This is a genomic window from Paraburkholderia tagetis, from assembly GCF_022213065.1.
Taxonomy (GTDB): Bacteria; Pseudomonadota; Gammaproteobacteria; order Burkholderiales; family Burkholderiaceae; genus Paraburkholderia; species Paraburkholderia tagetis.
In genome coordinates, this window is sequence record NZ_JAKLJA010000042.1 from 1 (window position 1) to 25,939 (window position 25,939).

The following is a 25,939-nucleotide window of genomic DNA, read 5'->3' on the forward strand; positions in this document are numbered from 1 at the left end:
TCCTCGGGATCGGAGATAGGGGTGAAGCCCCAAAGGACGATACCGGAGGGGCTGAACCTATGGCGGCGAACCCCGAGTCTGAAAGCCCGTCGGCTAGTGACCGACTGATGGAAGAAGTCTGTGAACGGGAGAACCTGAAACAGGCGCTGAAGCGTGTGCAAGCAAACAAGGGGGCGCCTGGCGTGGACGGTATGACGGTCCAGGCATTACGGCTGCACCTGCGTGAGCATTGGCCGTCGATACGGTCGTCATTGCTGGACGGAACCTACCAACCCCAACCTGTGAGACGGGTCGAGATACCCAAGCCGGACGGTGGCGTGCGCAAGCTCGGCATCCCGACGGTGATTTCATAATGCACCTCTGCCAGTTGAGTGTTGGAATGTTACCGCTGAAGATGTCCTGAAGTGCGTATCCAACGCCGCAGTTGTTGTTCTTTGGTGCGATTGAGCGTGATCCACCAAGGACCGCGTCCATCGAGCTTGCGGGCCTGGACAACCTGGCGCTCGATCCAGTAATACACCATGTGTGTACTGATGCCCAGCCGGTCAGCGACTTGCTGTACCGTAAGCTCGTCGGGCCGTTTGAAGCTGGTTGCGGCGATCTCGTATCGGTAGCGTATCCATTTGACCATGGAGAGCGTGAACGATTTACCAGTCGCACTGCGCAAGCCTTCCTGATTGAGGTGCGCAACGATTTGCAGGTCGGACAGACGCTGCGACAGTTTGCGGACTTGGTCGACGGTCTCCGCCGGATAGCGTATTGCTTCGGGGCGCGGCCTGGGCAGATCCACGGTGATTTCAGTGCATGCGCTGCCCTGCCAGCGGATATGCAGCACGGCTTGTCGCGTGGCAGATAGTTTCTCGACCGTGATGTCCCGGATGAGTAGTCGCAACATGCGCTTGCGGTCCTTCGCTGACGTCGTCGGCGCACGCCACAGGCGCGGCAGATTGCGCGCCAGTGCGAGGACCTGGGCCTTCTGTTCGGATGTGGCGACGTGTGCCTTCTGGCTCTGGAATTCGGCGGCTTGCGTCTTGATCTCATCGAGCCGAAGCATTGCGTCGTTCCAGCGCCGCTCGAGGGTACCCGCGACCAGACGGTTGGCCGGATCGCATTCCTGGTAGCGGCGTTCGGCGAGTGCGACTTCATACTCGGCTCGCTCGATGCGCATGTGCCACTGACGCATGATGGCATGATCGCGCTGCTCGAGTTCGTTCAGGGCAGTGACCGCGAGCTCGAGTTCGGCAGGTTGTAGCGCGGTGAGTACTGCCTCGCCAATCGCGTTGTCGAGCAGATTGCTGCGCATGCTCATGCAATCGGTGGTCGCCAGACCCTCGCGGCGACGCCTGCTGCACAGGTACAGTGGATGAAGGCCACCGTGACTCTGGTACCGCACGGTCAGCGCCCGGCCACAGCGGCCGCATATCAGCATCCCTTGAAGCAGCGCCAGACCTTCGCGCGCCGCACCGCTGAGCACGGTACCTTCGCCGTTGGTCCGGTTGCGCGCCAGGCGTACCTGGTTGCGTTCGAATTCGTCAGGGGTAATATACCCTTCGTGATGGTCGGGAAGATGGACCCGCCAGTCAGCCTTGGGTACCGGCTGTACGCGCTTCTGGATCTCTCCTTGTGCGGTTATGCGTTGACGATACTGATACCGTCCAAAGACATAATCGCCCGCATAGGAAGGATTCCTGATCAGACCGAGTACGCGTTCGTGGCTCAGGCGCCCCCAGATGAGTCGGCCTGCCCAGGCACCGCCATAGGCACGCTTCGGAAAGCGCAGGCCCTCTTCGGCAAATCGCTTGACGACGGCATAGGCGCTGCCGGTTTCCTGAAAGAGACGAAACACCAGCTGCACGGCGCCGCGTACCTCGTCATCGGGATCCAGGACGATGCGACCGTCATCGTCATAGCACAAGCCGACGGGCAGTGGAAAGCGCAACTCACCTTTCTTCGCCTTGTTGAGTTTGCCGCCCTGGAGGCGCCCGCGCAAGAAATGTAGTTCCGCCTGTGCCATCGTACCTTTGAGACCCAGTATCAGGCCGTCGTTGAAGTCGCCTGCGTCGTAGCAACCATCGGCATCGATCACGAGGGTATGGGTGAGCGCACACAACTCGAGCAGGCGATGCCAGTCCAGATTCGAGCGTGCCAGGCGGGAAACTTCCAGTGCGAATACAGCACCCACGTTCCCCATCGAAACGTCCGCCACGAGGGTCTTGAAGTCCTCGCGGCCCGTCATCTGCGCCCCCGACTGACCGAGGTCGCGGTCCAGGATCCGGATCGCTGTCTCCGGCCAACCCAGTGCCAGCGCTTTGTCGCGCAACGCGTATTGACGCTCGGTGCTCTCCTGATTGTGCCGTACCTGGGCCAGCGTACTTTGGCGGATATAGATGTACGCCGGTTTGCTCTGATGTTGCGGGGTGATCTTGGTGTTCATCGAAGGCCTCCTCGGTCAGCTCCAGCGCGGGCTCGGCGGTGAGCCAGGCCTCGAGCATGTTGGCGATGAGTACGCCGGCCGATTGCGGATCGATGATGTGGGTGAGTGACAGCGGCGACTGGCTCACCGGCGCCCCTCAGAGCGCCTCGCGGCGGCGCAATAGTTCGCGGTTGATCTCGCAGATCTCCTCGATGATCTCGCGGACGCGGTGATAGTTCGCCAGGCGTTCGGTGACGTCGGCGTAGTCGGCTTGCGGCACGTAGTCCATTTGCGGCCGGCGGCCGGGAAAGCTCACAGACAGGTAGTACTTGGGACCATGACCGGGACCCTCGGCGCACTTGCAGCCAGGTTTGCCGCAGCGCTTGTAGCGCTCGATGAGCGAGCCGCGCAGAAGCGTCTCCAACGCCGGCATTTGCTTGAGCAATTGCGCGCGGCGTCTGCGTAAAGTGGACGACGGAATATCTTCCATTGGCGGACCACGTTAAAAACTGGTCTGATAATAAGTGATGGAAGCTCATTGATCAAGCTCCTTTCTTCGAAGACTTCCTGGATGGAGCAAGCTGGTCGATCAACGCGATCAGCTCTAGCAACATGCCCAGATCGAAGTAGCACACGGGCGCGATGGCGCCATCGTAGACAGACGGTGTGCCCCAGTCGGTCCATTCGCGCGCAATGCTAAAGCTGCCGCGTTCTGTATCGCGCAGAAGTAGTGTCTCGGCGCCTGCGACGCGGCGCGCCTTCAGCACGGAAAAGCGTTGGCCCCTGAGGGGATGAAATGGATGACGGATCTCAGCCCATCCCAAATGCTCGTTGAGCACTTGTGCAGTTCGCACTGACCGTCCCGTGCGCGCTAGATCGCTTCGTTCAGCAGGCGGTGTTGCAGGTGCTGCAAAAGCGGTGGGACCAGACGTTCTCGGACTCCAGCTACGGATTCCGTCCGGGGCGTTCGGCACATCAGGCCGTGGAACGTGCCCAAAGCTACATTCAGGCGGGACACCGCTGGGTTGTAGATTTGGATCTCGAGAAATTCTTCGATCGCGTAAACCACGACATTCTGATGTCTCGGGTAGCCCGGCGGATCAGCGACAAGCGCATGCTCAAACTGATCCGCTCGTTCCTGACGGCGGGCGTGCTGGAAAATGGGCTGGTTGGTGTGACGGATGAAGGTACGCCGCAGGGCGGACCGCTGTCACCGTTGCTATCCAATCTGATACTCGACGATCTTGACCGGGAGCTTGTCCGACGCAACTTGCGATTCGTGAGATACGCAGATGACTGTAACGTCTACGTGCACAGCGAACGCGCGGGGCTTCGGGTGATGGCAGGGCTGAAGGCCTTCCTCACTAGCAAGCTGAAATTGAAGGTCAACGAATCGAAGAGTGCCGTTGCGCGGCCACACACGCGGAAGTTTCTAGGATTTACCTTCTCGGACCGGGAGCAGGTCCAGCGGCTCATAGCGCCCAAGGCACTGTCCCGGTTCAAGGAGCGAATTCGGGAACTGACCCAGCGCACGCGCGGCATCAGCGTCGACCAGATGATCGGCTCGCTGAAGCGGTATCTGACGGGTTGGCGCGGATACTTCTGTTTCTGCGAAACGCCATGGGTGCTTCGGGACTTGGATAAATGGATTCGTCGCCGCATTCGCTGCTTCTTCTGGAAGCAGTGGAAACGTGGCCGGACCCGATTCGAGGAACTCACTGCCCGTGGCGTGAAACGCAATCTTGCGGCCCAAACCGCCGGAGCACCGCACAGCGCGTGGCGGCTCAGTCACAGTCCTGCAGTGAACCTCGCCCTGTCAAACGGGTACTTACGTTCTCTCGGTCTCCCCTCGGTTAGCCGGTAGTTGATCAACCGATCCGAACCGCCGTGTACGGACCCGTACGCACGGTGGTGTGGGAGGGGTCGGGCCGCGAGGCCTGCCCCTATCCCGATCGCCCGCCGGATGGGTAAGTCCGGCGAGGCGCTGCGAATTCACGCTACGGCGCCGCATTGCACGGCGCCGTTTTTCTGCTGCTGCCGTTGCCCGGCTCCCTGCGCGCCCAGTCGTGATTCCAGGCGTGATCCCGGGCGTGACCTCAGTCGTGACGATGGACGATTTCTCCATCGCCGTCGTGGTCGTGCTCGTCGTCGAATTCCCAGGAAGGGAACGGATCGGCGTATGCCTGCCAGGCGTCGGGGCCCGCAGCAAATTCGGCGTCTGTCAGAAGGCACGCATCGAGCTTGGCCTGCCACGCTTCGCGATCGAGATCCACGCCGATCATCACAAGCTCCTGGCGCCGGTCGCCGATGCTCGTATCGTTCGCGTCGCCAAACCAGTCGGCCTCGATTTCCTTTTCCAGTTCGGCGTCCTGCGGCCACTCTTCGCGCGGTTGCGCGGCCCACCAGGTGCCCGCCGGGCCATGGCGGCAGACGCCGCCCGCCTGCGAGAGCGAGCCCGCCAGGTCATTGCGCGTCGCGAGCCAGAAGAAGCCCTTCGAGCGCAGCACGCCCTTCCACTCCTGGTTGAGCAGCGCCCACAGACGCTCGGGATGGAACGGCTTGCGTGCGCGATAAACGAAGTTACCGATGCCGTACTCGTCGGCTTCGCTGTGGCTATGGTGGCCGTGCGCCGCGCCGCTGTCTTCGTGTTCATGCTCGTGCAGCGACGTGAGCCAGCCCGGCGCGCTCGCGGCGGCGTCGAAGTCGAAGCGGTTCGTATTGAGCACTTCGGCAAGCGGCACCTCGCCAAAACGGCTCACCACCTGCACCGCGCGCGGATTGATGCGCGCGAGAATGCGCTGCAGGCGCGCGAGTTCGTCGGCGCTTACGAGATCGGCTTTGTTGAGCACGAGCACGTCGCAGAATTCCACCTGCTCGATCAGCAATTCGACGATCGTGCGGTCGTCGGTGTCGCTGGCCGCCACGCCGCGCTCGGCGAGCGGGTCGGCGCTCGCGTAGTCGCGCAGGAAGTTGAAGGCGTCCACGACGGTCACCATCGTGTCGAGACGCGCGATGTCGGCAAGTGTTGTGCCGTCTTCATCCGCGAAGGTGAAGGTTTCGGCGATGGGCATGGGCTCGGCGATGCCGGTCGACTCGATCAGGATGGCGTCGAAACGCTGCCCGGCCTGCGCGGGGTCGGCAAGGCGCCGGATCTCGGCGAGCAGGTCGTCGCGCAGCGTGCAGCAGATGCAGCCGTTGGACAGCTCGACGAGCTTCTCCTCGACGTGGGAGAGCGCGGCGGCGTCGCGCACGAGCGTGGCGTCGATGTTGACGGCGGCCAGATCGTTGACGATCACGGCCACGCGCAGGCCGGCGCGGTTCGCGAGGACGTGGTTGAGCAACGTGGTCTTGCCCGCGCCCAGAAACCCGGAGAGCACGGTGACGGGCAGTGGCGGCTGATTCATTGCAGTGTGCGTGCAGTTGGTGATGAGAAAGGCGGGAAGTCGGGCCGCGCGGGCCGGCAAGCGTCCGGCGATGCCGGAAGCGGCCAGAGCGGCGCAAGCCTGCATTTTGCACCATGCGCGCGCGGCGCGCTGACGGTGCGCACCCAGGCCCGGCCGCGAGCGGCGACAGCCCGCTTATTGCGGCCACTCAGTGCAGCCATTCAGTGCGCCCGCTCAGTACATCGATCAGGGCATCAACTTCCACTTGCGCAGGATGGCCGCGATCTGCTGCGCATACCGGTCGCGCAAGGCGGGCGTTTCGGAGTGGTATGCGCCCACGGCGGCCCAGGTGTTGCCGTACTTGTTCATCTTCTGGCGCAAATGCCAGGCGGCGATGTAGACGTTCTTGCACGGCTGCATGAGCGTATTGGACGAAATACCGTATTGCGCAAGCGCTGGCAGATGAATCGAGTTGATCTGCATCACCCCGTAGTCCACCGAACCATTCGTATTCCTATGCAATGCGTCGGGCGTATTGTGCGATTCCTGCCAGGCGATGGCGCGCAGAATGAGTGGATTGACCTTCTGGTAGCGAGCCGCCTCGTCGAAACAGTCCGCGCGCGCCGGCGCGCTCGCGCAGGCGGCGGCGAGCATCAGGGCAGCGGCAGTCGTGGCAAAGGCAACCTTTTTCATTGGAAGGCCGAGGGGAGTTGCACAGGGACGTTGCGGTACGCCGGCCGGTTTTGCCCGGGATGGGGGAAACCCGTGCCTGCCTTGCCTGTTCCGGGCGTTGTGCGCAATGGACCGACCGTATGATACCGGCAGGCGAAGTCGCGTCAAGACAGCCGAACGGCACGCGGACCGAGAGCGGCCGAGGGCGGCGAATCGGCAGTAGAGAGTCGGTGTGATTGGGGCTCGGGACTGTTCCCAATCCTTTCGGAAGGCTTCTGGGTGCGCTTCTGCGTGCAGGTGGGAGTTAGAGGAAATCCCCAGACGCAATTTCTTTGTGACAAATTCGACACGAAAAGCTGCTACTGTTGCACTTTTTGCTGGTCGTCGATCGCAGGGATGAGGGACGTCGGCGGGCCGTAGCCGGTGGGCCGATTAGTCGATGGTCGTTGCGGGCCGTGTCCCGCAGGCTGCCTGGCCCGAAAAGACGCGACGATTACAGCAAGCACGTTGAGCACGATAAGTACGACTGGCCGGCGGCGTCCGTTACCGGCCTCGATATGACACCCATGAGAAGAAATCGTATGGCTTTGCGTCGCGTCGCCAAGGCGCTGCTCCTGAGCGGGCTTATGGCGGCGCAACTCGCGCACGCCCAGGTCACGCTCAACTTCGTCAACGCCGACATCGACCAGGTGGCGAAGGCAATCGGCGCGGCCACCGGCAAAACGATCATCGTCGATCCCCGCGTGAAGGGGCAGCTCAATCTCGTTTCCGAGAACCCGGTGCCCGAGGATCAGGCGCTCAAGACGCTGCAATCGGCGCTGCGCATGCAGGGCTTCGCGCTCGTGCAAGATCATGGCGTGCTCAAGGTGGTGCCCGAGGCCGATGCCAAGCTCCAGGGCGTGCCGACCTACGTGGGCAATAGTCCCGCAGCGCGCGGCGACCAGGTGGTCACCCAGGTGTTCACGCTGAAGCACGAATCGGCGAACAACCTGCTGCCCGTGCTGCGCCCGCTCATTTCGCCGAACAACACGATTGCCGCGTATCCGGGCAGCAATGCGCTCGTCGTGACCGACTATGCGGACAACGTGCGCCGCATCGCCGCGATCATCGCCGGCGTGGACACGGCCGCGGGCCAGCAGGTGCAGGTGGTGCCGCTGAGGAACGCCAATGCGCTCGACATCGCGCCGCAAATTTCGAAGATGCTCGATCCGGGCGCGATCGGCGCCTCGGACCCGTCGCTGAAGGTTTCGGTTGTCGCCGACCCGCGCACCAACTCGCTGATGCTGCGTGCATCGAATGCGCAGCGTCTCTCCTCTGCGGTGCAACTGGCAAAGCAGCTCGACGCGCCAACGAGCATGCCGGGCAACATGCACGTCGTCATGCTGCGCAACGCCGATGCGGTGCAGCTGGCCAAGACGCTGCGCGGGATGCTGGGCAAGGGCGGGAACGAATCGTCGTCGGGCAGCAGTGCGAATTCGTTCAACCAGAATCCGGGCAGCTCCAGCGGTGGTGGTGGCGGTGCCGGCTACGGCAACACCTCGACGGGTCTTTCGGGCACGCCGCCGCTGCCCAGTTCGCTCGGCGGCGGCGGTGGTTTGTCGTCGGGCAACTCGATGGCGGGCGGTGCTTCCGGCGGCAGCAACGAGTCGCAGTTTCTCGGCGGCGACAAGGACAAGGGCGACGAGAATCAGCCAGGCGGCATGATCCAGGCCGATCCGGCCACCAACTCGCTGATCATCACGGCGTCGGACCCGGTGTACCGCAATCTGCGCTCCGTGATCGACCAGCTCGATGCGCGGCGCGCGCAGGTCTACATCGAAGCGCTGATCGTCGAGCTGAACTCGAACACGAACGCCAATCTCGGCATCCAGTGGCAGATCGGCAATAGCAACGTGGTGGCCGGGACCAACCTCGCCACCGGCTCCGGCAACAGCATCATCAACCTGACGGCGGCAGCGGCGGCCAGTGCCGCCACCGGCGGCCTCGCGGGCGCGCTCGCAGGCCAGGGCATCCAGCAGGGTTTGAATGTGGGCTGGATCCATAATGTCTTCGGCGTGCAGGGGCTCGGCGCGTTGCTGCAGGCGCTCTCGCAAACGAGCGACGCCAACGTGCTGTCCACGCCTAACCTCATCACGCTCGACAACCAGGAAGCGAAGATCGTCGTCGGCACGAACGTGCCGATCCAGACCGGCACGTATTCGAACCTCACGAGCGGCTCCACGAGCTCGGCGTTCAACACCTACGATCGCGTCGACGTTGGCTTGACGCTGCATATCAAGCCGCAGATCACCGACGGCGGCATTCTGAAGCTCCAGCTCTACACGGAGGATTCGGCGATCGTGTCCGGCACGACCAACGCGACGACCAATCCGGCCGGCCCGAACTTCACCAAGCGCTCGATCCAGTCGACGGTGCTGGCCGACAACGGCGAGATCATCGTGCTCGGCGGCCTGATGCAGGACAACTACCAGGTCAGCAACAGCAAGGTACCGCTGCTCGGCGACATTCCATGGATCGGCCAGTTGTTCCGCTCGGAAAACAAGACGCGCCAGAAGACCAACCTGATGGTGTTCCTGCGTCCGGTGATCATCAACGATCGCGACACGGCGCAAGCGGTGACGTCGAACCGCTACGACTATATTCAGGGTGTGACGGGCGCCTACCGGTCCGATAACAACCTGATCAAGGACCGCGACGACCCGGTGGTGCCGCCGATGCCGGTTGGCCCGGCCGAAGGTGGATCGGCGTTGAACCTGTTCGATCTCGACAGGATGCGGCGCGAGCAGGCAGTGCGGACGCTGCCTGGGGTTCCTGCCACCGCCCCAGCGACCGCGACTGCCACCGCGCCCGCGCCTGCGACCACGGCGCCCGCAAACGCCACGCAGATGAAGCCGGCTTATCCGCAACAAGGCGCGCCCACGCAAGCGATGCCCTCGCCGCAATACGCGCCCGCGCCATCGTCGTCGGTGCAGCAGCCGCTCAGCGGCCAGCCGAGGGTGCAGCCTTGAGCATGGCCGATACGCCTCGCCCGTCTTCGGCGGCTGCGCGCGACAGTGCAGCGCCCCGCGAGGCGCCCTCGCCCGTCGCCGCGCGGCTCGTGCCATACGGCTTCGCGAGGAGCGGCCAGATCCTCGTCGCGCAACAGCACGCCGACGGGCTCGAGGTGTGGATCAGCGAGCGCACCACCGGCGCGGCGATTGCCGAAGTGGCGCGCAACTTTGGGGCGATCTCGCTCGTGCGCATTCCCGCCGACGAGCTCGCGCAGGCGATCAACCAGGCCTACGCGCGCCAGGACGGCAGCGCGGCGCAGGTGGTGGGCGAGGTGGAAGGCGAAGTCGATCTCTCGCGCCTGATGCAGGATATCCCCGAGGTGGAGGACCTGCTCGAATCCGAAGACGACGCGCCGATCATCCGCATGATCAACGCGCTGCTCACGCAGGCCGCGCGCGAGCAGGCCTCGGACATTCATATCGAGCCGTTCGAGAATGCCTCGGTGGTGCGCTTTCGCGTGGACGGCACGTTGCGCGACGTGGTGCGCCCGAAGAAGGCGCTGCACGGCGCACTGATCTCGCGCATCAAGATCATGGCGCAACTCGACATCGCCGAGAAACGCCTGCCGCAGGACGGCCGCATCACGCTGCGCGTGGGCGGCCGCCCCGTCGACGTGCGCGTGTCCACGCTGCCCACCGGCCACGGCGAGCGTGCGGTATTGCGTTTGCTGGAAAAGGACGCGCAGCGCCTGAATCTCGAAGCGCTCGGCATGGCCGCCGACACGCTCAAGCAGTTCGATCAGCTGATCGCCAAGCCGCACGGCATCGTGCTCGTGACGGGGCCGACCGGCTCGGGCAAGACCACCACGCTTTATGCGTCGATGTCGCGGCTCGAGACCACCACGACCAACATCATGACCGTCGAGGACCCGATCGAGTACGACCTCGCGGGCATCGGCCAGACCCAGGTGAACGAGCGCATCGGCATGACGTTTGCGCGTGCGCTGCGCTCGATCCTGCGTCAGGACCCGGACATCATCATGATCGGCGAAATCCGCGACCTCGAAACCGCGCAGATCGCCGTGCAGGCCTCGCTCACGGGCCACCTCGTGCTCGCGACGCTGCACACCAACGACGCCGCCTCGGCGGTCACGCGTCTGACCGACATGGGCGTGGAGCCTTATCTGCTGGCTTCGTCGCTGCTCGGCGTGCTCGCGCAGCGTCTCGTGCGGCAACTGTGCCCGCACTGCAAGGAGGAGCGCCTGGAGGACGATGGGCGCAAGCGCTGGCATCCGGTCGGTTGCGACCGCTGTGGCCATTCGGGCTACTCGGGCCGGCGCGGCGTGTACGAGCTGCTCACCATCGACGAGCCGATCCGCAACCTCATTCATCGCAACGCCGCCGACGCCGAAATCTTTACCGCAGGCCGGGCGCAGGGCATGCGCACGCTGCGCGACGATGGCGAGCGCTGGCTCGACGCGGGCACGACCTCGCTCGAGGAAGTGCTGCGCGTGACGGGCGGCGTGTAAAGCGGCCGGACTGAGCCAACGAGGGGGCGAAGAAGACGATGCCGGCATTCCGTTTCGAAGCGATCGACGCTGCGGGCAAGGCGCAAAAAGGCGTGCTCGACGCGGACAGTGCGCGCGGCGCGCGTGCGCAGTTGCGCGGCCAGGGCCTCACGCCGCTCGTGGTCGAGCCGGCGGCGACCCGCACACGCGGCGCGCGCGCCCAGCGCCTCGCGCTCGGGCGGCGCCTCTCGCAGCGCGAGCAGGCGATCCTCACGCGTCAGCTCGCGAGCCTTCTGGTTGCCGGGCTGCCGCTGGGCGAAGCGCTCGCGGTGCTCACCGAGCAAGCCGAGCGCGACTACATTCGCGAGCTGATGGCGGCGATCCGCGCCGAAGTGCTGGGCGGTCATTCGCTCGCCAACGCGCTCGCGCAGCATCCGCGCGACTTTCCCGACATCTACCGCGCACTCGTCGCGGCGGGCGAGCATACGGGCAAGCTCGGCATCGTGCTCTCGCGCCTCGCCGACTACATCGAGCAGCGCAACGCGCTCAAGCAGAAGATCGTGCTGGCCTTCACCTACCCGACGATCGTCACGCTCATCGCATTCGGCATCGTCACGTTTTTGCTGAGCTATGTAGTGCCGCAGGTGGTGAACGTGTTTGCGAGTACGAAGCAACAGTTGCCGTTTCTGACCATCCTGATGATGGCGCTTTCGGCGTTCGTGCGGCAATGGTGGTGGGCTGTGCTGATTGCGGTGGCGATCGTCGCGTGGATCGTGCGCGCGACCTTGCGCCGGCCGGGGCCGCGGCTCGCGTTCGACCGCTGGCTCCTCACGGCGCCGCTCGCGGGCAAACTCGTGCGCGGCTACAACACGGTGCGTTTCGCGAGCACGCTCGGCATTCTGAGCGCGGCGGGCGTGCCGATTCTGCGCGCGCTGCAGGCGGCCGGAGAAACGCTCTCGAACCGCGCCATGCGCATGAACGTGGACGACGCCATCGTGCGCGTGCGCGAAGGCACGTCGCTCTCTCGCGCGCTAGGCAATACGAAGACGTTTCCGCCCGTGCTGGTGCATTTGATCCGCTCGGGCGAGGCGACCGGCGACGTCACGACCATGCTCGACCGCGCCGCCGAGGGCGAGGCGCGCGAGCTGGAGCGGCGCACGATGTTTCTCACGAGCCTGCTCGAGCCGCTCCTGATTCTGGCGATGGGGGGCGTGGTGCTGGTGATCGTGCTCGCGGTGATGCTGCCGATCATCGAGTTGAACAACCTGGTGCAGTGAGTGGCTCGACCCGTCGCGCAACGGGTCGCGCGAGCGGTGCAAGCGCGGCGCGCGGTGTGGGTGGTGTGCGCAGTGTCGACGCGGTATCGACGCAGTATCGATTAGCGCAGGTAATCAGCGCACGTAGATGGTGGGGCCGGCGGCGTTAGCCGGCAGGAAGATTTCGGAGTGCACGCCGTGGCGGTCGATGACGATCGAGCGGGCGCGCACTTCGGCGAGCGTTGCGTCCTGGCCGACGGGGCCGCCCAGCGAGATGGCTCTTGCCGGGTCGCCGCCGACGCTCACGATGGCAGCCGCGCCTTGCTGGAGCGCGAGGATGCCGAAGAGATGGATGTCCTGCGCGACGTTGTGCTCGAGCTTGCCGCCGAAGAGCGTGCCGGCCTCGGCGACCGAGACGGGCGCCTGGGCAGCGGCGGCCTGTACCTGAGTGGCGCGCGAGGCGGCGATTTCGAGCGTCCACCACGCAGCCGTGGCGCAGAACGCCGCGAACGCGGCGAGTGACAGAAGGCGGATTTGCAGTGGGTTCATGCGCGCCATTGTACGGAGTATTGTGGACGTTTTGATGGCGTGCAGCGGGTCCGCAAGCGCGGGTCTCAAAGGCGTCATCGTGTGACATTACAATGACCCGTCATGTGCGCGCGAACATGGATTTCGCGCGCTGGATGGTGCACAGGGCGCACGCGGGTGTGCCACAACGATCATTTGCCAGGAGGGAAGGAACTCATGTCCATATGGACCCGTAGCCATGCCGAAATCGGGCGCCAGCGCACACGCCGCCAACGCGGCTTCACGCTGATCGAAATCATGGTCGTGATTGCGATCCTCGGTATTCTCGCGGCGCTGATCGTGCCGAAGATCATGAGCCGTCCCGATGAAGCACGCCGCGTGGCCGCGCGCCAGGACATCGGCACGATCATGCAGGCGATGAAGCTCTACCGGCTCGACAACGGCCGCTATCCCGCCCAGGATCAGGGCCTTCAGGCGCTGGTGCAAAAGCCCACCACCGACCCCGTGCCGAACAACTGGAAGGACGGCGGGTATCTCGAGCGCCTGCCCAACGATCCGTGGGGCAATGCGTATCAGTATCTGAATCCGGGCGTGCACGGCGAGATAGACGTCTTCAGCTACGGCTCCGACGGCAAGCCCGGCGGCGAAGGCAACGATGCCGACGTCGGATCCTGGCAATAGACCGAATAGGCCGAATAGACCGGGGCTAACTGCCGTTCATCTCCAGCTTCGCGTTCCTCAGCCCCATGCACTCCCGCCCCTTCCGCCCTTGCGACCGCACGCCGATGCACCCCACGCGGGCGGCGCGCGCACGTTCGGCGGGCTTCACGCTGCTGGAAATGCTGGTCGTGCTGATGATCGCCGGGTTGCTGGTGTCGCTCGCGTCGCTCTCGCTCACGCGCAATCCGCGTACCGATCTGAACGAAGAAGCGCAGCGACTTGCGCTGCTGTTCGAGTCTGCGGGCGACGAAGCGCAGGTGCGCGCGCGTCCCATCGCGTGGCAGCCGGTCGAGGGTGGATTTCGCTTCGACGTGCATACCGAGGACGGCTGGCGTCCGCTGCGCGACGATCTGCTCGGCCCGCGCAACTGGGAAGGCGGCGTGACGGGCGTATCGATCACCTACCCCGGCGGCGACGACGACCTGCATGCGAACCGCGTCGTGTTCGGCACCGAGGCCGTCGAGCAGCCCGTCGAAATCACGCTCTTCTCGGCGGCGGGCCGCGCCACCATCGTCGGCACCGGCACGGGCCGGTATGAGGTCCGCTGAGATGCGCCTGCTCACCCGTTTTTCCACCCGTTGCTCCGCTAGTCTCGCTGCCGTGCGCCGTTTGCACTGTTTGCGCCGGCCGCCGCCGCGCCGCGCCGCCCAGGCCACTCACGCCACGATGAGCGGCTTCACCATGATCGAGGTGCTGGTCGCGCTCGCCATCGTGGCGATTGCGCTCGCGGCTTCGCTACGCGCCGTGGGCAGCCTCGCAGCGAGCGAGGCCGATCTGCACGCGCGCCTGCTCGCGGGCTGGAGCGCCGACAACGCGCTCGCGCAACTGCGTCTCGCGCATGCGTGGCCCGAGGTCGGCGAGCGCAGCTTCGACTGCTCGCAAGGCAATCTGCAGCTCACCTGCACGCAGCACGTCACGGCCACACCCAATCCCGTCTTCCGCCGCGTGGAGGTCTCGGTGGCGACGCCGGGCCGCGACGGCAATCTCGCGCAACTCGTCACGGTGCTCGGCAATGAGACGAACCGGTCGCTGTGATCCGTCGATGAGCCGTGCGCGCGCCTCCTTGGAGCGGCGGCTCGAACTGCACGGGCGACATGGATTGCCCGTGGGACGCGAGCCCTCGCGTGCGCGCCGCGCCGCCGGCTTCACGCTGATCGAGTTGCTCGTTGCTATCGCGATTCTCGCCGTGGTCGCGATCTTGTCCTGGCGCGGTCTCGACCAGATCGTGCGCGGCCGCGAGATCGTCACGCATTCGATGGCCGAAGAGCGCGTGTTCGCGCAGATGTTCGACCAGATGCGTATCGACGCGCGCCAGGCCGTCAGCGACGACGAAGCGGGCGCGCCCGCGGTCTTCGTCGACGGTGGCGCGCTGCAGATCGTGCGCGCATTCGCCGTGCCGCCTGGCGCCGCGCCACGCCTGCAGGTGGTGCGCTACCGCGTGAGCAACGGGCGCGTCGTGCGCTACGCGTCGCCGCCGCTCGCCAATCTCGGGGAGCTCAGGCGTGCGCTGCGCGGCGGCGAGGGCGACGCCTGGAGCGCGTTGCCGATGATGCAGGGCGTGGGCGCTATCGACGCGCGGCTCTATCTGCCAAAGGAAGGCTGGACCTCGAACATGGACGGGGTGCGCCAACAGATCGCGGCGAACAACAGTAGCGTGAAGGTGCCGCAACTCGGCAACGCACCCGTGCCGCGCGCGGTGACGGGGCTCGAGGTGAGCGTCAGTGCCCGCTCGCTTGCGCGGCCGGTCACGCGCGTCTTCCTCGTGGGGGAATGAGCGTGCGCCGACATCGAATTTCCCGCCCCGCTGCTCGTCTGGTCACCCGCATGGCTGTTCGCACGGCAGCCCGCGCTATGGCAATTACCACTGCAAGTGCCGCTTCAGGTGCAACCAGGCGCCGCCGTCCGCAGCGCGGCGCGGCGATCATCAGCGCGCTGCTGGTGGCTGCGCTCGCCGCGATTCTCGTCTCGGGCATGCTGTGGCGTCAGCAGGTGCAGGTGCGCCGCATCGAAAATCAGCGGCTGCTCGCGCAGGGGCAATGGATCGCGCGCGCCGCGCTCGACTGGACGCGCCTCGTGCTGCGTTCGGAAGGCGATACCTCGGCGGGCGTCACCTATCTGGGCGGCGCATGGGGCATGCCGGTCGCGAAAACGCGCCTTTCGGACTTCCTCGGCCAGATTGGCGAAGCGCGCGCGCAACAGGGCGCCGACACCTGGCTCTCCGGCTCCATCGAGGACGCCCAGGCGCGCTTCAATCTGCGCAATCTCGTTTCGGCGTCCGCGCCCGGCGCGCTGCAACTCAATCTCGCGCAGATCCAGGCGTTCGCGCGCCTCTTGCAACTGCTCGGCATCGACGGCCAGCTCGCGAAGAATGCGGCCGTCTACGTGCGCTCTGGGCTCGCCCACTCGATCACGCGTTTTCAGACCGGCTCGACGGTGCCGGGCAGCACTGGGGCGGCCACGAACACCACGAACCCGCAGCAAGTGGCGGGCGGCGCGGGCGGCGGTGCGAACTTCACCGACAACCCCGGCATAACGGACGCCGATTCCAACAGCGCGGTCGCGCCCCTGCTGATGACGAGCGTCGATTCGCTGCTCGACGTGCCGGGCTTCACGCCCGACGTCGTCGCGCGCCTGCGCCCGTTCGTGACGATCCTGCCCACCACGACGCCCGTGAACATGAACACGGCGAGTGCCGAGGTGATCGCGGCGACCGTGCAGGGCATGAGCCTGTCGAGCGCGCAAGCCTTCGTGGCGCGGCGCCAGACGGTGTTTTTTCATAACCTCGCCGATGTGCAGCTTGCGCTGCAAGGCGCAGGTGCCGGGCAAACCAGCGTCGATTCGACGCAAGGCGACGTCAATACGAGCTATTTTCTGGTCCATGGGCGCGTGCAGCACGAACGCGCCGTCGTGAACCGCACCACGCTCGTATGGCGCGACCCGCTCACCCATATGACGCGCATCGTGCGCGTGCGCGACGAACCATGAAACCGTACCCGTCCAACATTGAAAAGAGGTGCGTTTGAGCACGCTGATCGTCCTGATGCCGCCGCGCGATCCGGCGGTCCACTCGCAGGAATGGCAATTGCCGGAGCTGCCGTTCGTGCTGCTCGACAAGGCGGGCCAGACGCAGCGCGCGGGCCGCGCGGCGCTTGGCCTCCTGCCGAAGGCATCGGCCACCGTGCTGCTGATCGCCGCACGCGATCTGCTTATGGTGGCCGCCGCCGTGCCGCCGCTCAAGGGGCCGCGGTTGCGCCAGGCGCTGCCGAACGTCGTCGAGGATCATCTGATCCAGGATCCGCAGACCTGCCATCTCGCGCTGGATTCCGTGCGCCTGCCCGGCGGAAAGCAGACCGTCGCGGCCGTCGACCGCGGCTGGTTCCGCTTCCTCGTCGAAGGCTTTACGGGCGCGGGGCATCGCAACCTGCGCGCGGTGCCGGTGGCGCGCTGCCTGCCCGAGGCGCCAGGCGAAGCATCAAGCGAAGCGGGCGCCGCAGTGGCACAAGCCCTGCAAGCCGGAGCGAATGCCGCTGATGCGCAAGCGGGCGAGCCCGCCATGCCGGCCGAATCTGCCTCTGGTCATGCCGAAGCCGCCGTCAGCGCGAGCGTCCCGGTGACGGCTTGCGTACTCGGCCCGGTCATGTCGACGGCGCCGGCATTGCTGCCGGACCTGGCAGTGCCGGCGGCCAGCACCGCGACAGTCGCGTCGGGCGCGCTGCTCGAGCTCACGATCGCGCGCGGTGCGATGGCGGAAGGCTTCGCGGTGCCGGCGGCGAGTCTTGCCGCGACCGTGGAGGCGCTGGCCGGCGCCGCGCCCGTCGCGCGCTATGTGCTGACGGGCGTGCCAGGCGAGCCCGCGAGCGCCGCCGAGAAGGCCGCGCTCGCCGCTGCATTGCCCGGCGCACAGTCGCTCGGCTTCGAGACGCTCGCCAGGCGTGCGCTTGCTTGCAAATTCGATCTCTGCCAGTTCGAGTTCGCGGTGCAGCCGTGGCGTCTCGATCGCGCGACGCTGCGCCGGCTGCGCGTGCCCGTCGCGCTGGTGGCGGCCTCGCTCGCGGTAGCGATCGTCGGCGCGAACGTGCAGTGGCTGATGCTTGCGCGTCAGCGTGACGCCATCAACACGCAGATGACCGAGCTGCTGCTCAACGCCTTCCCGAAGACCACGGTGGTGCTCGATCCCGCCGGACAGATGGCGCGCCAGCTTTCGCAGTTGCGCGTGGCCGCGGGCGAGCCCTCGCCCGACGATTTCCTCGCGCTCGCCGACGGCTTCGCCCGTTCGCTCGGGCCGGTGCCCGCGAATGGGATCGCGGCGCTCGACTATCACGACCGGCGTCTCGACGTGACCTTCAAGCCGGGCATCAATGTCGACCCCGACTTGAGCAAACGCCTCGCGCGCAATGGCCTTGCGGCCACGCAGGACAGCAGCACCGGCAAATGGACGATCAGGAGCGCATCGTGAAGACATCAGGTTCGAGCAGCGCGTGGGCCCAGACCCTGAGCGACCAGTGGAGCAACTTCTGGGAAGCCCGCTCGGCGCGCGAAAAAATGCTGCTGACATGGGGCGGCGCGGTGCTGGCCGTGGCGATCGGCTACTCGGTGCTGTGGCAGCCGGCAGCGGACGGGCGCGCGCGCTTGCGCGAGAACCTGCCCGCGATGAAGCGCCAGCTCGCGCAGATGACCGCGCTGGCCGACGAGGCGCGCTCGCTCGCGGGCGCGGCGGCGAGCGTCGCGCCTGGCGGCCAGGCGCTCAAGGATGCGCTCACCGCTTCGCTGTCCGATCACGGTATGCCAAACGCACAGGTGCAGTTGATCGGCACGACCGCCCAGGTGCAGATGAAAAACGCCTCGTTCCCAGCCTGGTCGGCCTGGCTCGACGACGTGCGCAAACAGTACAAGGTGCAGGTGGTCGAAGCCCACATCACAGCGCTCAAGGCCGACGGCCAGGTCGATTTGACCGCGTCGCTGCAGCCGGCGAACGCGCGCTAAAGCGGCAGGTCCGCTTGATCCGCCAAGTCCGCTTGGTCCGCCAGACAGGAGTTCCTTAGCATGTCTTACTGGATGCGGCGCGCAGGCGCCGTGTTGCCCTGGCTCTTCGTCGCCGTGTTGTCCGTGGGCGCGGTGCTGCTCGTGCGGTTGCCCGCCGCGTGGATCGCGCCGCAGTTCGCGCGCGCGACCCAAGGCCACATCAATCTCGTCGATCCGCAAGGCTCGCTGTGGCGCGGCTCGGCCACGCTCATGCTCGCCGCCGGCCACGACGTGCAGGGCGCGACGCTCCTGCCGGGCCGCATCGAATGGAACACGTCGTTCTGGGCGCTCCTCACGGGCCGTGTGCGCATGCAGATGCGCCAGACCGAAGCCATGCCCGAACCCGTCGACGTCGAAGCGACGTTGCGCGGCGCCACTGTCACGCCGGGCGCGATCGCGGTGCCGGCGTCGCTGCTCGCGGGCCTCGGCGCGCCGTTCAACACGCTCGATCTGGATGGCAATGTGCGGCTCGCCTGGAGTCCCTGGCGCGTATTCGGCGCCGATGCGTTCGGGCGGCTCACCGTCACGCTCGCGGACATGAGCTCGCGCGTCTCGCTAGTAAAGCCGCTGGGGTCGTACGAGGCGGTGCTTCAGGCTCAGGGGGCTTCGTCCACGCTCGATCTGAGCACGCAGAAGGGGCCGTTGCAGCTCGAGGGGCACGGCACGTTTTCGCGCACGTCGGCGTCGTTCAACGGCACCGCGAGCGCGACGCCCGACCAGCGCGAGAATCTGGCGGGGCTGTTGAATCTGCTGGGACGGCCCACGGGGACCGGCGCCGTGGCGCTGACCTTCATGCGCTAACGTCCATACCGGGCCTGCAATCCGCAAGCGCGAGCAGGCGCGGCGTATGGCTGCGGCCCGAGGCAACCTCGTGGCGTCGCCTGCTCGCCGCACCGCCGGACTTACTGCGGCTGAGCGCCCTGCGCCGCCGCGTCCCGCATTGCGCCGTGCGCGGACGGCACCGGGCCTTGCACGCCCGATGTGGCGGCGCCCGACGCGGCGACAGGCGCAGGCGCCATTACACCGCCTGTTTCGCGACCCATCTGCGAGACGTCCCAGCCGCCGCCGAGCGCTTTCACGAGTCCCACCGACGACACCATGCGCTGCCCCGCGATGCTCGCGAGCTTCTGCTGCGCCGTGAACGCCGTGCTCTGGGATGACAGGACATTCTGGTAATCGGTCGTCCCCGCCTTGTATTCGTTCGTGACGATCCGCAGCGCGTGCTGAGCCGACTCCACGGCCTGCTGCTGCACCACGATTTCCTGCGCAAGAATGCGCTGCGACGCCAGGTTGTCCTCGACGTTCTGGAACGCGGCCAGCACGGTCTGCCGGTAGGCCGCGACCTGCTGGTCGTAGGCCGCGCGGGCCGCTTCGGTCTGCGCGCGGCGCAAGCCCGCGTCGAACACTGTGGCCGCGAGCGACGGCCCGAGCGTCCAGAAACGCGACGGCATGGACAGCAGTTGCGAGAGCACCGAACTTTCGAAGCCACCGCTCGCGGAGAGCGTCAACGTAGGAAAGAAGGCGGAGATTGCCACGCCGATCTGCTCGTTCGCCGCCGCCGCCTTGCGCTCCGCCGAGGCGATGTCGGGGCGTCGCTCGAGCAGCGTCGAGGGCATCGTGACCGGCACCACGGGCGGCGTGGCCGTGAGCGGCGACGGGGGTATCGAGAACGCGGAAGCCGGCTGGCCGACCAGCACGGCAATCGCGTGCTCGTCCTGCGCGCGCGCCACGCCATTGTCGATGGCGGCCGCCTGCGCGGACTGCAATTGCGTTTGTGCCTGGATCACATCGGCGCGGCCCGCCACGCCCTGTGCGTACTGGTTCTGCGTAAGCTGCAGCGACTGCCGATAAGCCGCGACGGTATCGTCGAGCAGCTTCTGCTGGGCGTCGAGCGAGCGCAGCGTGAAGTAAGTCTGCGCGAGCGTGGCCTGCGCCGAGAGGCGCGCATTGGCCAGATCGGCGGCGGCGCCCTGCTCGCCGGCTTCCTGCGCGCTGACGGTGCGGCTCACCTTGCCCCAGAGATCGGGTTCCCAGGTGGCGTCGAGGCCCAGGTCGACGTTGTTCGCGATCGAGCCGCCACCCGCGAAGCTGCTGCTGTTCGAGCTCGATACCCGCGAAGGGCTGCGCGAGCGCGAGCCCGAGAACGAGGCACTCACCACCGGGAAATACGCGGCGCGCGCCTCGCCCACCAGTGCGCGCGCCTGACGGTACGCGGCGGCGTACTGCGCGACGGTCTGGTTGCTGGCGTTGAGCTGATCCATCAGCCCGTTGAGCTGCGCGTCGTCGTAAATGAGCCACCAGGGACCGCGATCGGTGGTATCGGCGGGTTGCGCGACCTTCCATCCCTCGGGGGCTTCCTTGTAGGACTCGGGCACGGCGGCGGCTGGCTTGTGATAGTCGGGACCCACGGCGCAGCCGCTCAGCTGGAACGCGAGCGCTACCGCCGCGCACAGCAGGGCAAGTCTGGGTGCGCGGCGCGCGGTGCGGGTTGCGCGGACGACGTCATGACCAACTGCGCCCTCGCGCAAGGGGTTCGACGATGGGACGTAATGGCCGGGATGGACGAAACGGCAAGACATGCAAGGAATTCCTGTCGATGCGGCTGGCGAAGCGGGCGAAAGTCGCGAATAGCCGGTGCGCGGACGCGCGCGGCGTGGCGCTCCACGGGTTACAGCAATGCTGTGAGCCCGGCTCCAGTCGAGGGGCCAGCAAGCTGCGGCAATGGTAGCGCACGCACCGCGCACAACGCGGAACCTGCAAGGTTAAGCCGGGAGGGGGTGAGGATGTGTTACTGCGCGCAGATCGTAAATTACGCGTCGTTACGGCGCCAGCGGCGCAGCGCATGGACGGCATGAAGAGCAGCGGTGCCCGCGCGGGTGTGCGCGCCACGCGCGGTGCTGGAGCGGCGGCACGCGACCTGGACACCGGATCACGCCGCTTTTGCCGCCGCCGTGGTGGCCGCTGCCGCGCTCATGGTCGTCGCGACCATAGTCGGGCCCGATGCGCAAGGCAACGGAGACGCGGCGCCGCTGGTTGCCACGGACGCCGCCACCGACCTGCCCGCCCCGCCTCGCTGAGCGCGGCGGCGCTCGGCCCACATCATCAGCACGACGGCGATCGAGCCGCCCGGCAGCACGAACATCGCTGCATAAAGCGCGAACTTGCGCCAACGCGCCACCCCGCCGGCTTGCGCGAAAGCAAGCCGGGCAGTGCAGGAGACCGAGCGGCCAATGCCGCCGAGTGCGTTTTTGAGGTACAGCATGGCGCAATGAACAGGAGAATCAGGGAATACCAGGGGATCAAGTGCTTGCCTGTCATAATATTGACTATGCAATCAAATCACAACATACTTTGCATCGCATCAAATCCGCTGTTGTTTTTACGCCGCTCTAGCGACAAATCGATGGCCGATACGTCACCCAATTTACCTGCCCAGGCAGACATATAACGGGCTAGAATTCGCCTGTCTTCGAGATGCATGAGAACGACTTCCCATGAGCGACGGTTCGTATGTGTCAGGCAAGGTCGGCGTTGTGCCTAGCCTTGGCTATTTCCTGTCGACGGCCCGCAACGTGCTGGCCGCGCGGATGGACCGCGCCGTCGCGCCGCTCGGGCTGACGTCGTCGCAGATCGGCGTGATTCTGCTGCTGTGGTTCGAGCGCGCCCGCACGCCCAACGAGATGTCGCGCGTGCTGTCGTACGATACCGGGTCGATGACGCGCATGCTCGACCGGCTGGAGAAGAAAGGTTTTCTGGCGCGCCAGCGCAGTCACGCGGATCGCCGCGTGGTTGAACTGGCGCTCACGCCGCTCGGGCGCGACGCGGCGCAGCAATTGCCGGATCTGATTGCCTCAGTGATGAACGACCAGCTACGCGGCTTTTCCGCCGACGAAGTGACGACGCTCGTCAGCCTGCTGCAACGTTTCATCGCAAACGACGCCGATACGACGAGGGTGTGCGGCCATGCCGAAACCCATACGGATGCGCCATCCGGAGCATCCGGCGAAGCTCACGACGCGACCTGAGGCCGGTTATACGGCGCTTTGGCGCAGGCCAGGCTTTGCCCCGGCCGGGTCGTATCGCGGATAGATTACTGTCTGGGCAGACAATGCCGCGACATGAAAATACGGGCAACCGCTTCTGAGCGGTACGTTGCAGCAGCAACGGTCCCCTGAACCGGAAACCCCGGCAAGCAGCCGGGCAAGGACCTTGAAAATGGACGCTTCCACCACCGCGCCCTCCCCCGCACCTGCGGGTGCGCAGCCCGCGCCGCTCTCCGGCGGCACGCTCGCGTTGCTGACCGTGGGCCTCGCGCTCGGCACCTTCATGGAGGTGCTCGACACCTCGATCGCCAACGTCGCCGTGCCCACGATTTCCGGCAATCTCGGCGTCGCCAATAGCGAAGGCACGTGGGTGATCTCCTCGTATTCGGTCGCCTCGGCTATCGCCGTGCCGCTCACCGGATGGCTCGCGCGGCGGGTGGGCGAAGTGCGGCTCTTCACGCTTTCGGTGATCCTGTTTACCTTCGCCTCGGCGGCCTGCGGCTTCGCCAGCAATTTCGAGACGCTCATCGCCTTCCGTCTCGTGCAAGGCCTCGTCTCCGGCCCGATGGTGCCGCTCTCGCAGACGATCCTCCTGCGCTCCTATCCACCCGAGAAACGCGGGCTCGCGCTGGGGCTCTGGGCAATGACGGTGATCGTCGCGCCCATCTTCGGTCCGGTCATGGGCGGCTGGATTACCGACAACTTCACCTGGCCGTGGATCTTCTATATCAACGTGCCAATCGGACTCTTCTCGGGCATCTGTGCGTTCCTGCTGCTGCGCGGACGCGAAACGAAGATCACGAAGCAGCGCATCGACGCCGTGGGCCTCGCGCTGCTCGTGATCGGCGTGTCGTGCCTGCAGATGGTGCTCGACCTCGGCAAGGACCACGACTGGTTCAACTCGAAGTTCATCGTTGCGCTCGCAATCATCGCGGTAGTGTCGCTGGCGTTCATGCTCGCGTGGGAAGCCACGGAGAAAGACCCGGTCGTCGATCTCTCGCTCTTTCGCGACCGCAACTTTGCGCTCGGCGCACTGATTGTCTCGTTCGGCTTCATGGCATTCTTCGGCTCGGTCGTGATTTTCCCGCTCTGGCTGCAGACGGTGATGGGCTACACGGCCGGCGTTGCGGGCCTCGCGACTGCGCCCGTGGGACTGCTCGCGCTCGTGCTCTCGCCGCTGATCGGACGCAATATGCACAAGCTCGATCTGCGCATGGTGGCGAGCTTCGCGTTTATCGTGTTCGCGGGCGTCTCGCTATGGAACGCTACCTTCACGCTCGACGTGCCGTTCGGCAAGGTGATCTTGCCGCGCCTCGTACAGGGCATCGGTGTGGCCTGCTTCTTCGTGCCGATGACGACGATCACGCTGTCGAGCATCTCCGACGAGCGCCTCGCCAGCGCCTCGGGTCTGTCCAATTTCCTGCGCACGCTTTCGGGCGCGATCGGAACGGCGGTGAGCACGACGTTCTGGGAAGACGCGGCGATCTATCACCACGCGGTGTTATCGGAGTCGGTGAGCGTGTATTCGCCGAATACCACGGCGTACAGCGATGCGTTGACGAGCGTCGGCTTGTCAGGGCCGAGCCTGACTGCGCAGCTAAACCAGGTCGTGACGGCACAGGGCTACATGATGGCGACCAACGACTTCTTCCGCATTTCGTGCGTAGTGTTCATCGTGCTCGCGGCGCTGGTCTGGATTACGAAGCCCCAAAAGGGAGCGGGACCGGCAATGGGCCATTGATGACCCGCTGACGACCCCGTTGTGACCGCCCGCGATAAACCGCGGGCGTGTGTTGTTGCTGCCGCGATGAAGTACGCGTGTTAGCGTGTTGTGACGCCGCTGGTCTGGATTTCGACGCGACGGTTTTGCGCGCGGCCTTCGGCCGTTGCGTTCGAGGCGATGGGCTTCGTTGCTGCGTAGCCGTGCACCTGGTACTGGCCGGCGTGCAGGCCATGCGACTGCAGGTAGTTGCGCACGGTTTGCGCGCGACGCAGGGAGAGGCGGTCGTTCAACGCCTTCGAGCCCGTGGAATCCGTATGGCCGTCGATCACGACCGTGCCGATATTCACGCCGTCGCTATCCGCGATGAACTTGTCCAGCGCCTGCTTGCCCGCCGGCAGAAGATCGTACTTGTTGATGGCGAAGTTGGCGTCGGCGTTCAGCGTGACGGTGCGCGGCTGCGTGTTGACCGTCGGAGGGGGCGGCGGGGGCGGCGGCGGGACCACGGGCGGCGGCGCCTGGCAAACGAACAGGATCTCGCGCGGATCGTTTTCGGGCTTGAACCCGGAGGCGGCGCGGTCGGTCGAGGAGACGCGCAGCGGCTCTTTGTCGCCGCAAATCTCGGTGACCTTCTTCATACAGGCCTTCGAGCTTTCCAGCAGGCCCAGACACTGCACGCGATACGCCTGCGAGCCGTTGGCGAGCGTCACGATGTCGAGATTGTAGGTCGGGCCTGACGCGGTCGTGCAACCAGCCGCGACGACGATAAGGGCAGCCAGTGCGCTGGCTGGCAGAAGTCGCATTTTCATTTTCAATTCGAATGATGGAGGAGGAAGGTACTGTCGTCCGGCGCACGCCGAAGCAGAGCCACAATACGATTCCTCGACACGTCACCCAATCAGAAAATGCCTAAATGCACAATCGAAGTGATTCGATTCGAAGGAGGCGCAATCACGATGAGCGGGCCATTCGCTCTCATTCGCCGCGCGCGCCCCGACCGGCACAGTGCGTAGTCGGGGCACCCGTTCAACATCGACGCGCGGCTTCAGGGAGAGGAAGCCGAGGGCGCCGAGCCCGGCACCGCCGATGCGGGAGCCGCAACGGTGCCGTCCTTGCCGTCCGGGTCGTCGGCCTGGAGCGGCTGTTCGATGCCGGTGCGCACGTATTGCTTGAATGCCGCGCCGGCAGCCCATGGATCGGGTTTGCAGCCGAGCGAGCTGTCGCAATGGGCTGCGAAGCCGATAGTCGTGCCGTCGCTGTTGTGGGTTCGCGTGATTTCATAGGCGAGAGCGCGCTTGCCGCCGCCGGGTCCGCTGGTCTGGATCAGCGTATCGGTCACGGTCTGTACTTCGTACTTCGAATTGCCGCGCACCCAGTCCTGGGCGCGTTGCCACCAGATGTCGCACTGCGGCTTGTCACTGCAGGTGAGCGGCGCCGTAGCGATCTGCATGACGTCGGGGTTGACCTGGCCGCGTGGCGCGCAGGCCGCTAGCGCCGCGCAGAGCAGGATCGGCAGGGTTCGTTTCATCGCGTGGGTTCCTCCCTGTATGGGCGCGCGTCGCACGCGGCCCGGTCGTCTTGTTGTTGGCATGTGGAGGTGTTCGCGTCGGTCGACGTGGACTGTCCATGAATGATTGGACCGCGTTCGCACGCCCATGTTTCAAGCAAATGGAATGCCCGAAAC

The 25,939-nt window shown here is 65.8% G+C and carries 25 protein-coding genes and 1 pseudogene; 15 read left to right on the forward strand and 11 right to left on the reverse strand.

Features of this window, described 5'->3' with window-relative positions:
• Positions 1-353, forward strand: a pseudogene (locus L5014_RS31270) (group II intron reverse transcriptase/maturase); the annotation flags it as partial.
• Positions 354-382: 29 nt separating this feature from the next.
• On the opposite strand, the gene L5014_RS31275 reads toward L5014_RS31270, so the two are convergent.
• From L5014_RS31275 to L5014_RS31285, 3 genes are all read right to left on the reverse strand, one after another.
• Positions 383-2,434, reverse strand: coding sequence for a recombinase family protein (locus tag L5014_RS31275; protein WP_238467670.1), 2,052 nt, complete (start codon positions 2,432-2,434; stop codon positions 383-385).
• Positions 2,435-2,570: 136 nt separating this feature from the next.
• Positions 2,571-2,903 (reverse strand): DUF6788 family protein, encoded by a 333-nt coding sequence (locus tag L5014_RS31280; RefSeq protein WP_338019358.1) that lies wholly within the window; start codon positions 2,901-2,903, stop codon positions 2,571-2,573.
• Between the two features lie 52 nt (positions 2,904-2,955).
• Positions 2,956-3,252 carry a Y4bD/Y4pK family protein gene (locus L5014_RS31285; RefSeq protein WP_238467671.1) on the reverse strand — a complete coding sequence of 99 codons (297 nt, stop codon included), beginning with the start codon at positions 3,250-3,252 and terminating at the stop codon, positions 2,956-2,958.
• Positions 3,253-3,254: 2 nt separating this feature from the next.
• Between L5014_RS31285 and ltrA the strand changes: the two genes are divergently transcribed.
• Entirely contained in the window at positions 3,255-4,277 is a 1,023-nt protein-coding gene (ltrA, locus tag L5014_RS31290) for a group II intron reverse transcriptase/maturase (protein ID WP_238467672.1), read from the forward strand.
• Between the two features lie 232 nt (positions 4,278-4,509).
• On the opposite strand, the gene L5014_RS31295 is transcribed toward ltrA, so the two are convergent.
• Positions 4,510-5,817 (reverse strand): GTP-binding protein, encoded by a 1,308-nt coding sequence (locus tag L5014_RS31295; RefSeq protein WP_238467673.1) that lies wholly within the window; start codon positions 5,815-5,817, stop codon positions 4,510-4,512.
• Between the two features lie 225 nt (positions 5,818-6,042).
• Positions 6,043-6,450, reverse strand: coding sequence for a lytic transglycosylase domain-containing protein (locus tag L5014_RS31300; RefSeq protein WP_238467714.1), 408 nt, complete (start codon positions 6,448-6,450; stop codon positions 6,043-6,045).
• A 599-nt stretch (positions 6,451-7,049) separates the two neighbouring features.
• Here L5014_RS31300 and gspD point away from each other — a divergent pair.
• From gspD to gspF, 3 genes are read left to right on the forward strand one after another with little or no spacing between them, the layout of a single operon-like run.
• A complete protein-coding gene (gene gspD / locus L5014_RS31305; RefSeq protein WP_238467674.1) occupies positions 7,050-9,476 on the forward strand; it encodes a type II secretion system secretin GspD in 2,427 nt (808 codons plus the stop codon).
• A gap of 2 nt (positions 9,477-9,478) precedes the next feature.
• On the forward strand, positions 9,479-10,987 hold the full coding sequence (gspE, locus tag L5014_RS31310; RefSeq protein ID WP_238467675.1) for a type II secretion system ATPase GspE: 1,509 nt from the start codon (positions 9,479-9,481) through the stop codon (positions 10,985-10,987).
• A gap of 38 nt (positions 10,988-11,025) precedes the next feature.
• Positions 11,026-12,243, forward strand: coding sequence for a type II secretion system inner membrane protein GspF (gene gspF / locus L5014_RS31315; protein ID WP_238467676.1), 1,218 nt, complete (start codon positions 11,026-11,028; stop codon positions 12,241-12,243).
• A gap of 114 nt (positions 12,244-12,357) precedes the next feature.
• Here the strand turns inward: gspF and L5014_RS31320 are convergent, their stop codons facing one another.
• The gene (locus tag L5014_RS31320) at positions 12,358-12,771 is read right to left on the reverse strand and encodes a general secretion pathway protein GspC (RefSeq protein ID WP_238467677.1); all 414 of its coding nucleotides are present in this window, start codon (positions 12,769-12,771) and stop codon (positions 12,358-12,360) included.
• Positions 12,772-12,966: 195 nt separating this feature from the next.
• Here L5014_RS31320 and gspG point away from each other — a divergent pair, with 195 nt between their 5' ends.
• The 8 genes from gspG (at position 12,967) to L5014_RS31360 (ending at position 19,293) form a co-directional block, all read left to right on the forward strand.
• On the forward strand, positions 12,967-13,431 hold the full coding sequence (gspG, locus tag L5014_RS31325; protein WP_238467678.1) for a type II secretion system major pseudopilin GspG: 465 nt from the start codon (positions 12,967-12,969) through the stop codon (positions 13,429-13,431).
• Positions 13,432-13,496: 65 nt separating this feature from the next.
• On the forward strand, positions 13,497-14,018 hold the full coding sequence (locus L5014_RS31330; RefSeq protein WP_420800171.1) for a GspH/FimT family pseudopilin: 522 nt from the start codon (positions 13,497-13,499) through the stop codon (positions 14,016-14,018).
• A 118-nt stretch (positions 14,019-14,136) separates the two neighbouring features.
• Entirely contained in the window at positions 14,137-14,505 is a 369-nt protein-coding gene (gspI, locus tag L5014_RS31335; protein WP_238467680.1) for a type II secretion system minor pseudopilin GspI, read from the forward strand.
• A 7-nt stretch (positions 14,506-14,512) separates the two neighbouring features.
• Positions 14,513-15,244: a PulJ/GspJ family protein gene (locus L5014_RS31340; RefSeq protein WP_420800173.1), complete on the forward strand. Its 732-nt coding sequence runs from the start codon at positions 14,513-14,515 to the stop codon at positions 15,242-15,244.
• A gap of 77 nt (positions 15,245-15,321) precedes the next feature.
• The gene (gene gspK, locus L5014_RS31345) at positions 15,322-16,455 is read left to right on the forward strand and encodes a type II secretion system minor pseudopilin GspK (RefSeq protein ID WP_238467682.1); all 1,134 of its coding nucleotides are present in this window, start codon (positions 15,322-15,324) and stop codon (positions 16,453-16,455) included.
• Positions 16,456-16,489: 34 nt separating this feature from the next.
• A complete protein-coding gene (gspL, locus tag L5014_RS31350; protein ID WP_238467683.1) occupies positions 16,490-17,926 on the forward strand; it encodes a type II secretion system protein GspL in 1,437 nt (478 codons plus the stop codon).
• Positions 17,902-18,453, forward strand: coding sequence for a type II secretion system protein M (locus L5014_RS31355; RefSeq protein ID WP_238467684.1), 552 nt, complete (start codon positions 17,902-17,904; stop codon positions 18,451-18,453). The genes gspL and L5014_RS31355 overlap by 25 nt, the downstream gene beginning before the upstream one ends.
• A gap of 60 nt (positions 18,454-18,513) precedes the next feature.
• The gene (locus tag L5014_RS31360; protein WP_238467685.1) at positions 18,514-19,293 is read left to right on the forward strand and encodes a type II secretion system protein N; all 780 of its coding nucleotides are present in this window, start codon (positions 18,514-18,516) and stop codon (positions 19,291-19,293) included.
• Between the two features lie 101 nt (positions 19,294-19,394).
• Here the strand turns inward: L5014_RS31360 and L5014_RS31365 are convergent, their stop codons facing one another.
• From L5014_RS31365 to L5014_RS31375, 3 genes are all read right to left on the reverse strand, one after another.
• Positions 19,395-21,071: an efflux transporter outer membrane subunit gene (locus L5014_RS31365; protein WP_238467686.1), complete on the reverse strand. Its 1,677-nt coding sequence runs from the start codon at positions 21,069-21,071 to the stop codon at positions 19,395-19,397.
• Between the two features lie 350 nt (positions 21,072-21,421).
• Positions 21,422-21,754, reverse strand: coding sequence for a hypothetical protein (locus tag L5014_RS31370; RefSeq protein ID WP_238467687.1), 333 nt, complete (start codon positions 21,752-21,754; stop codon positions 21,422-21,424).
• 77 nt (positions 21,755-21,831) lie between these two features.
• Positions 21,832-21,972 carry a hypothetical protein gene (locus L5014_RS31375; RefSeq protein WP_238467688.1) on the reverse strand — a complete coding sequence of 47 codons (141 nt, stop codon included), beginning with the start codon at positions 21,970-21,972 and terminating at the stop codon, positions 21,832-21,834.
• A 14-nt stretch (positions 21,973-21,986) separates the two neighbouring features.
• Between L5014_RS31375 and L5014_RS31380 the strand changes: the two genes are divergently transcribed.
• Together L5014_RS31380 and L5014_RS31385 are read left to right on the forward strand one after the other, a co-directional pair.
• Positions 21,987-22,517 carry a MarR family winged helix-turn-helix transcriptional regulator gene (locus tag L5014_RS31380; protein WP_238467689.1) on the forward strand — a complete coding sequence of 177 codons (531 nt, stop codon included), beginning with the start codon at positions 21,987-21,989 and terminating at the stop codon, positions 22,515-22,517.
• A 190-nt stretch (positions 22,518-22,707) separates the two neighbouring features.
• A complete protein-coding gene (locus L5014_RS31385) occupies positions 22,708-24,276 on the forward strand; it encodes a DHA2 family efflux MFS transporter permease subunit (RefSeq protein ID WP_238467690.1) in 1,569 nt (522 codons plus the stop codon).
• Positions 24,277-24,356: 80 nt separating this feature from the next.
• On the opposite strand, the gene L5014_RS31390 is transcribed toward L5014_RS31385, so the two are convergent.
• The gene (locus L5014_RS31390) at positions 24,357-25,064 is read right to left on the reverse strand and encodes an OmpA family protein (RefSeq protein WP_238467691.1); all 708 of its coding nucleotides are present in this window, start codon (positions 25,062-25,064) and stop codon (positions 24,357-24,359) included.
• A gap of 236 nt (positions 25,065-25,300) precedes the next feature.
• Positions 25,301-25,783 carry a hypothetical protein gene (locus tag L5014_RS31395; protein WP_238467692.1) on the reverse strand — a complete coding sequence of 161 codons (483 nt, stop codon included), beginning with the start codon at positions 25,781-25,783 and terminating at the stop codon, positions 25,301-25,303.
• Positions 25,784-25,939 lie beyond the last annotated feature (156 nt).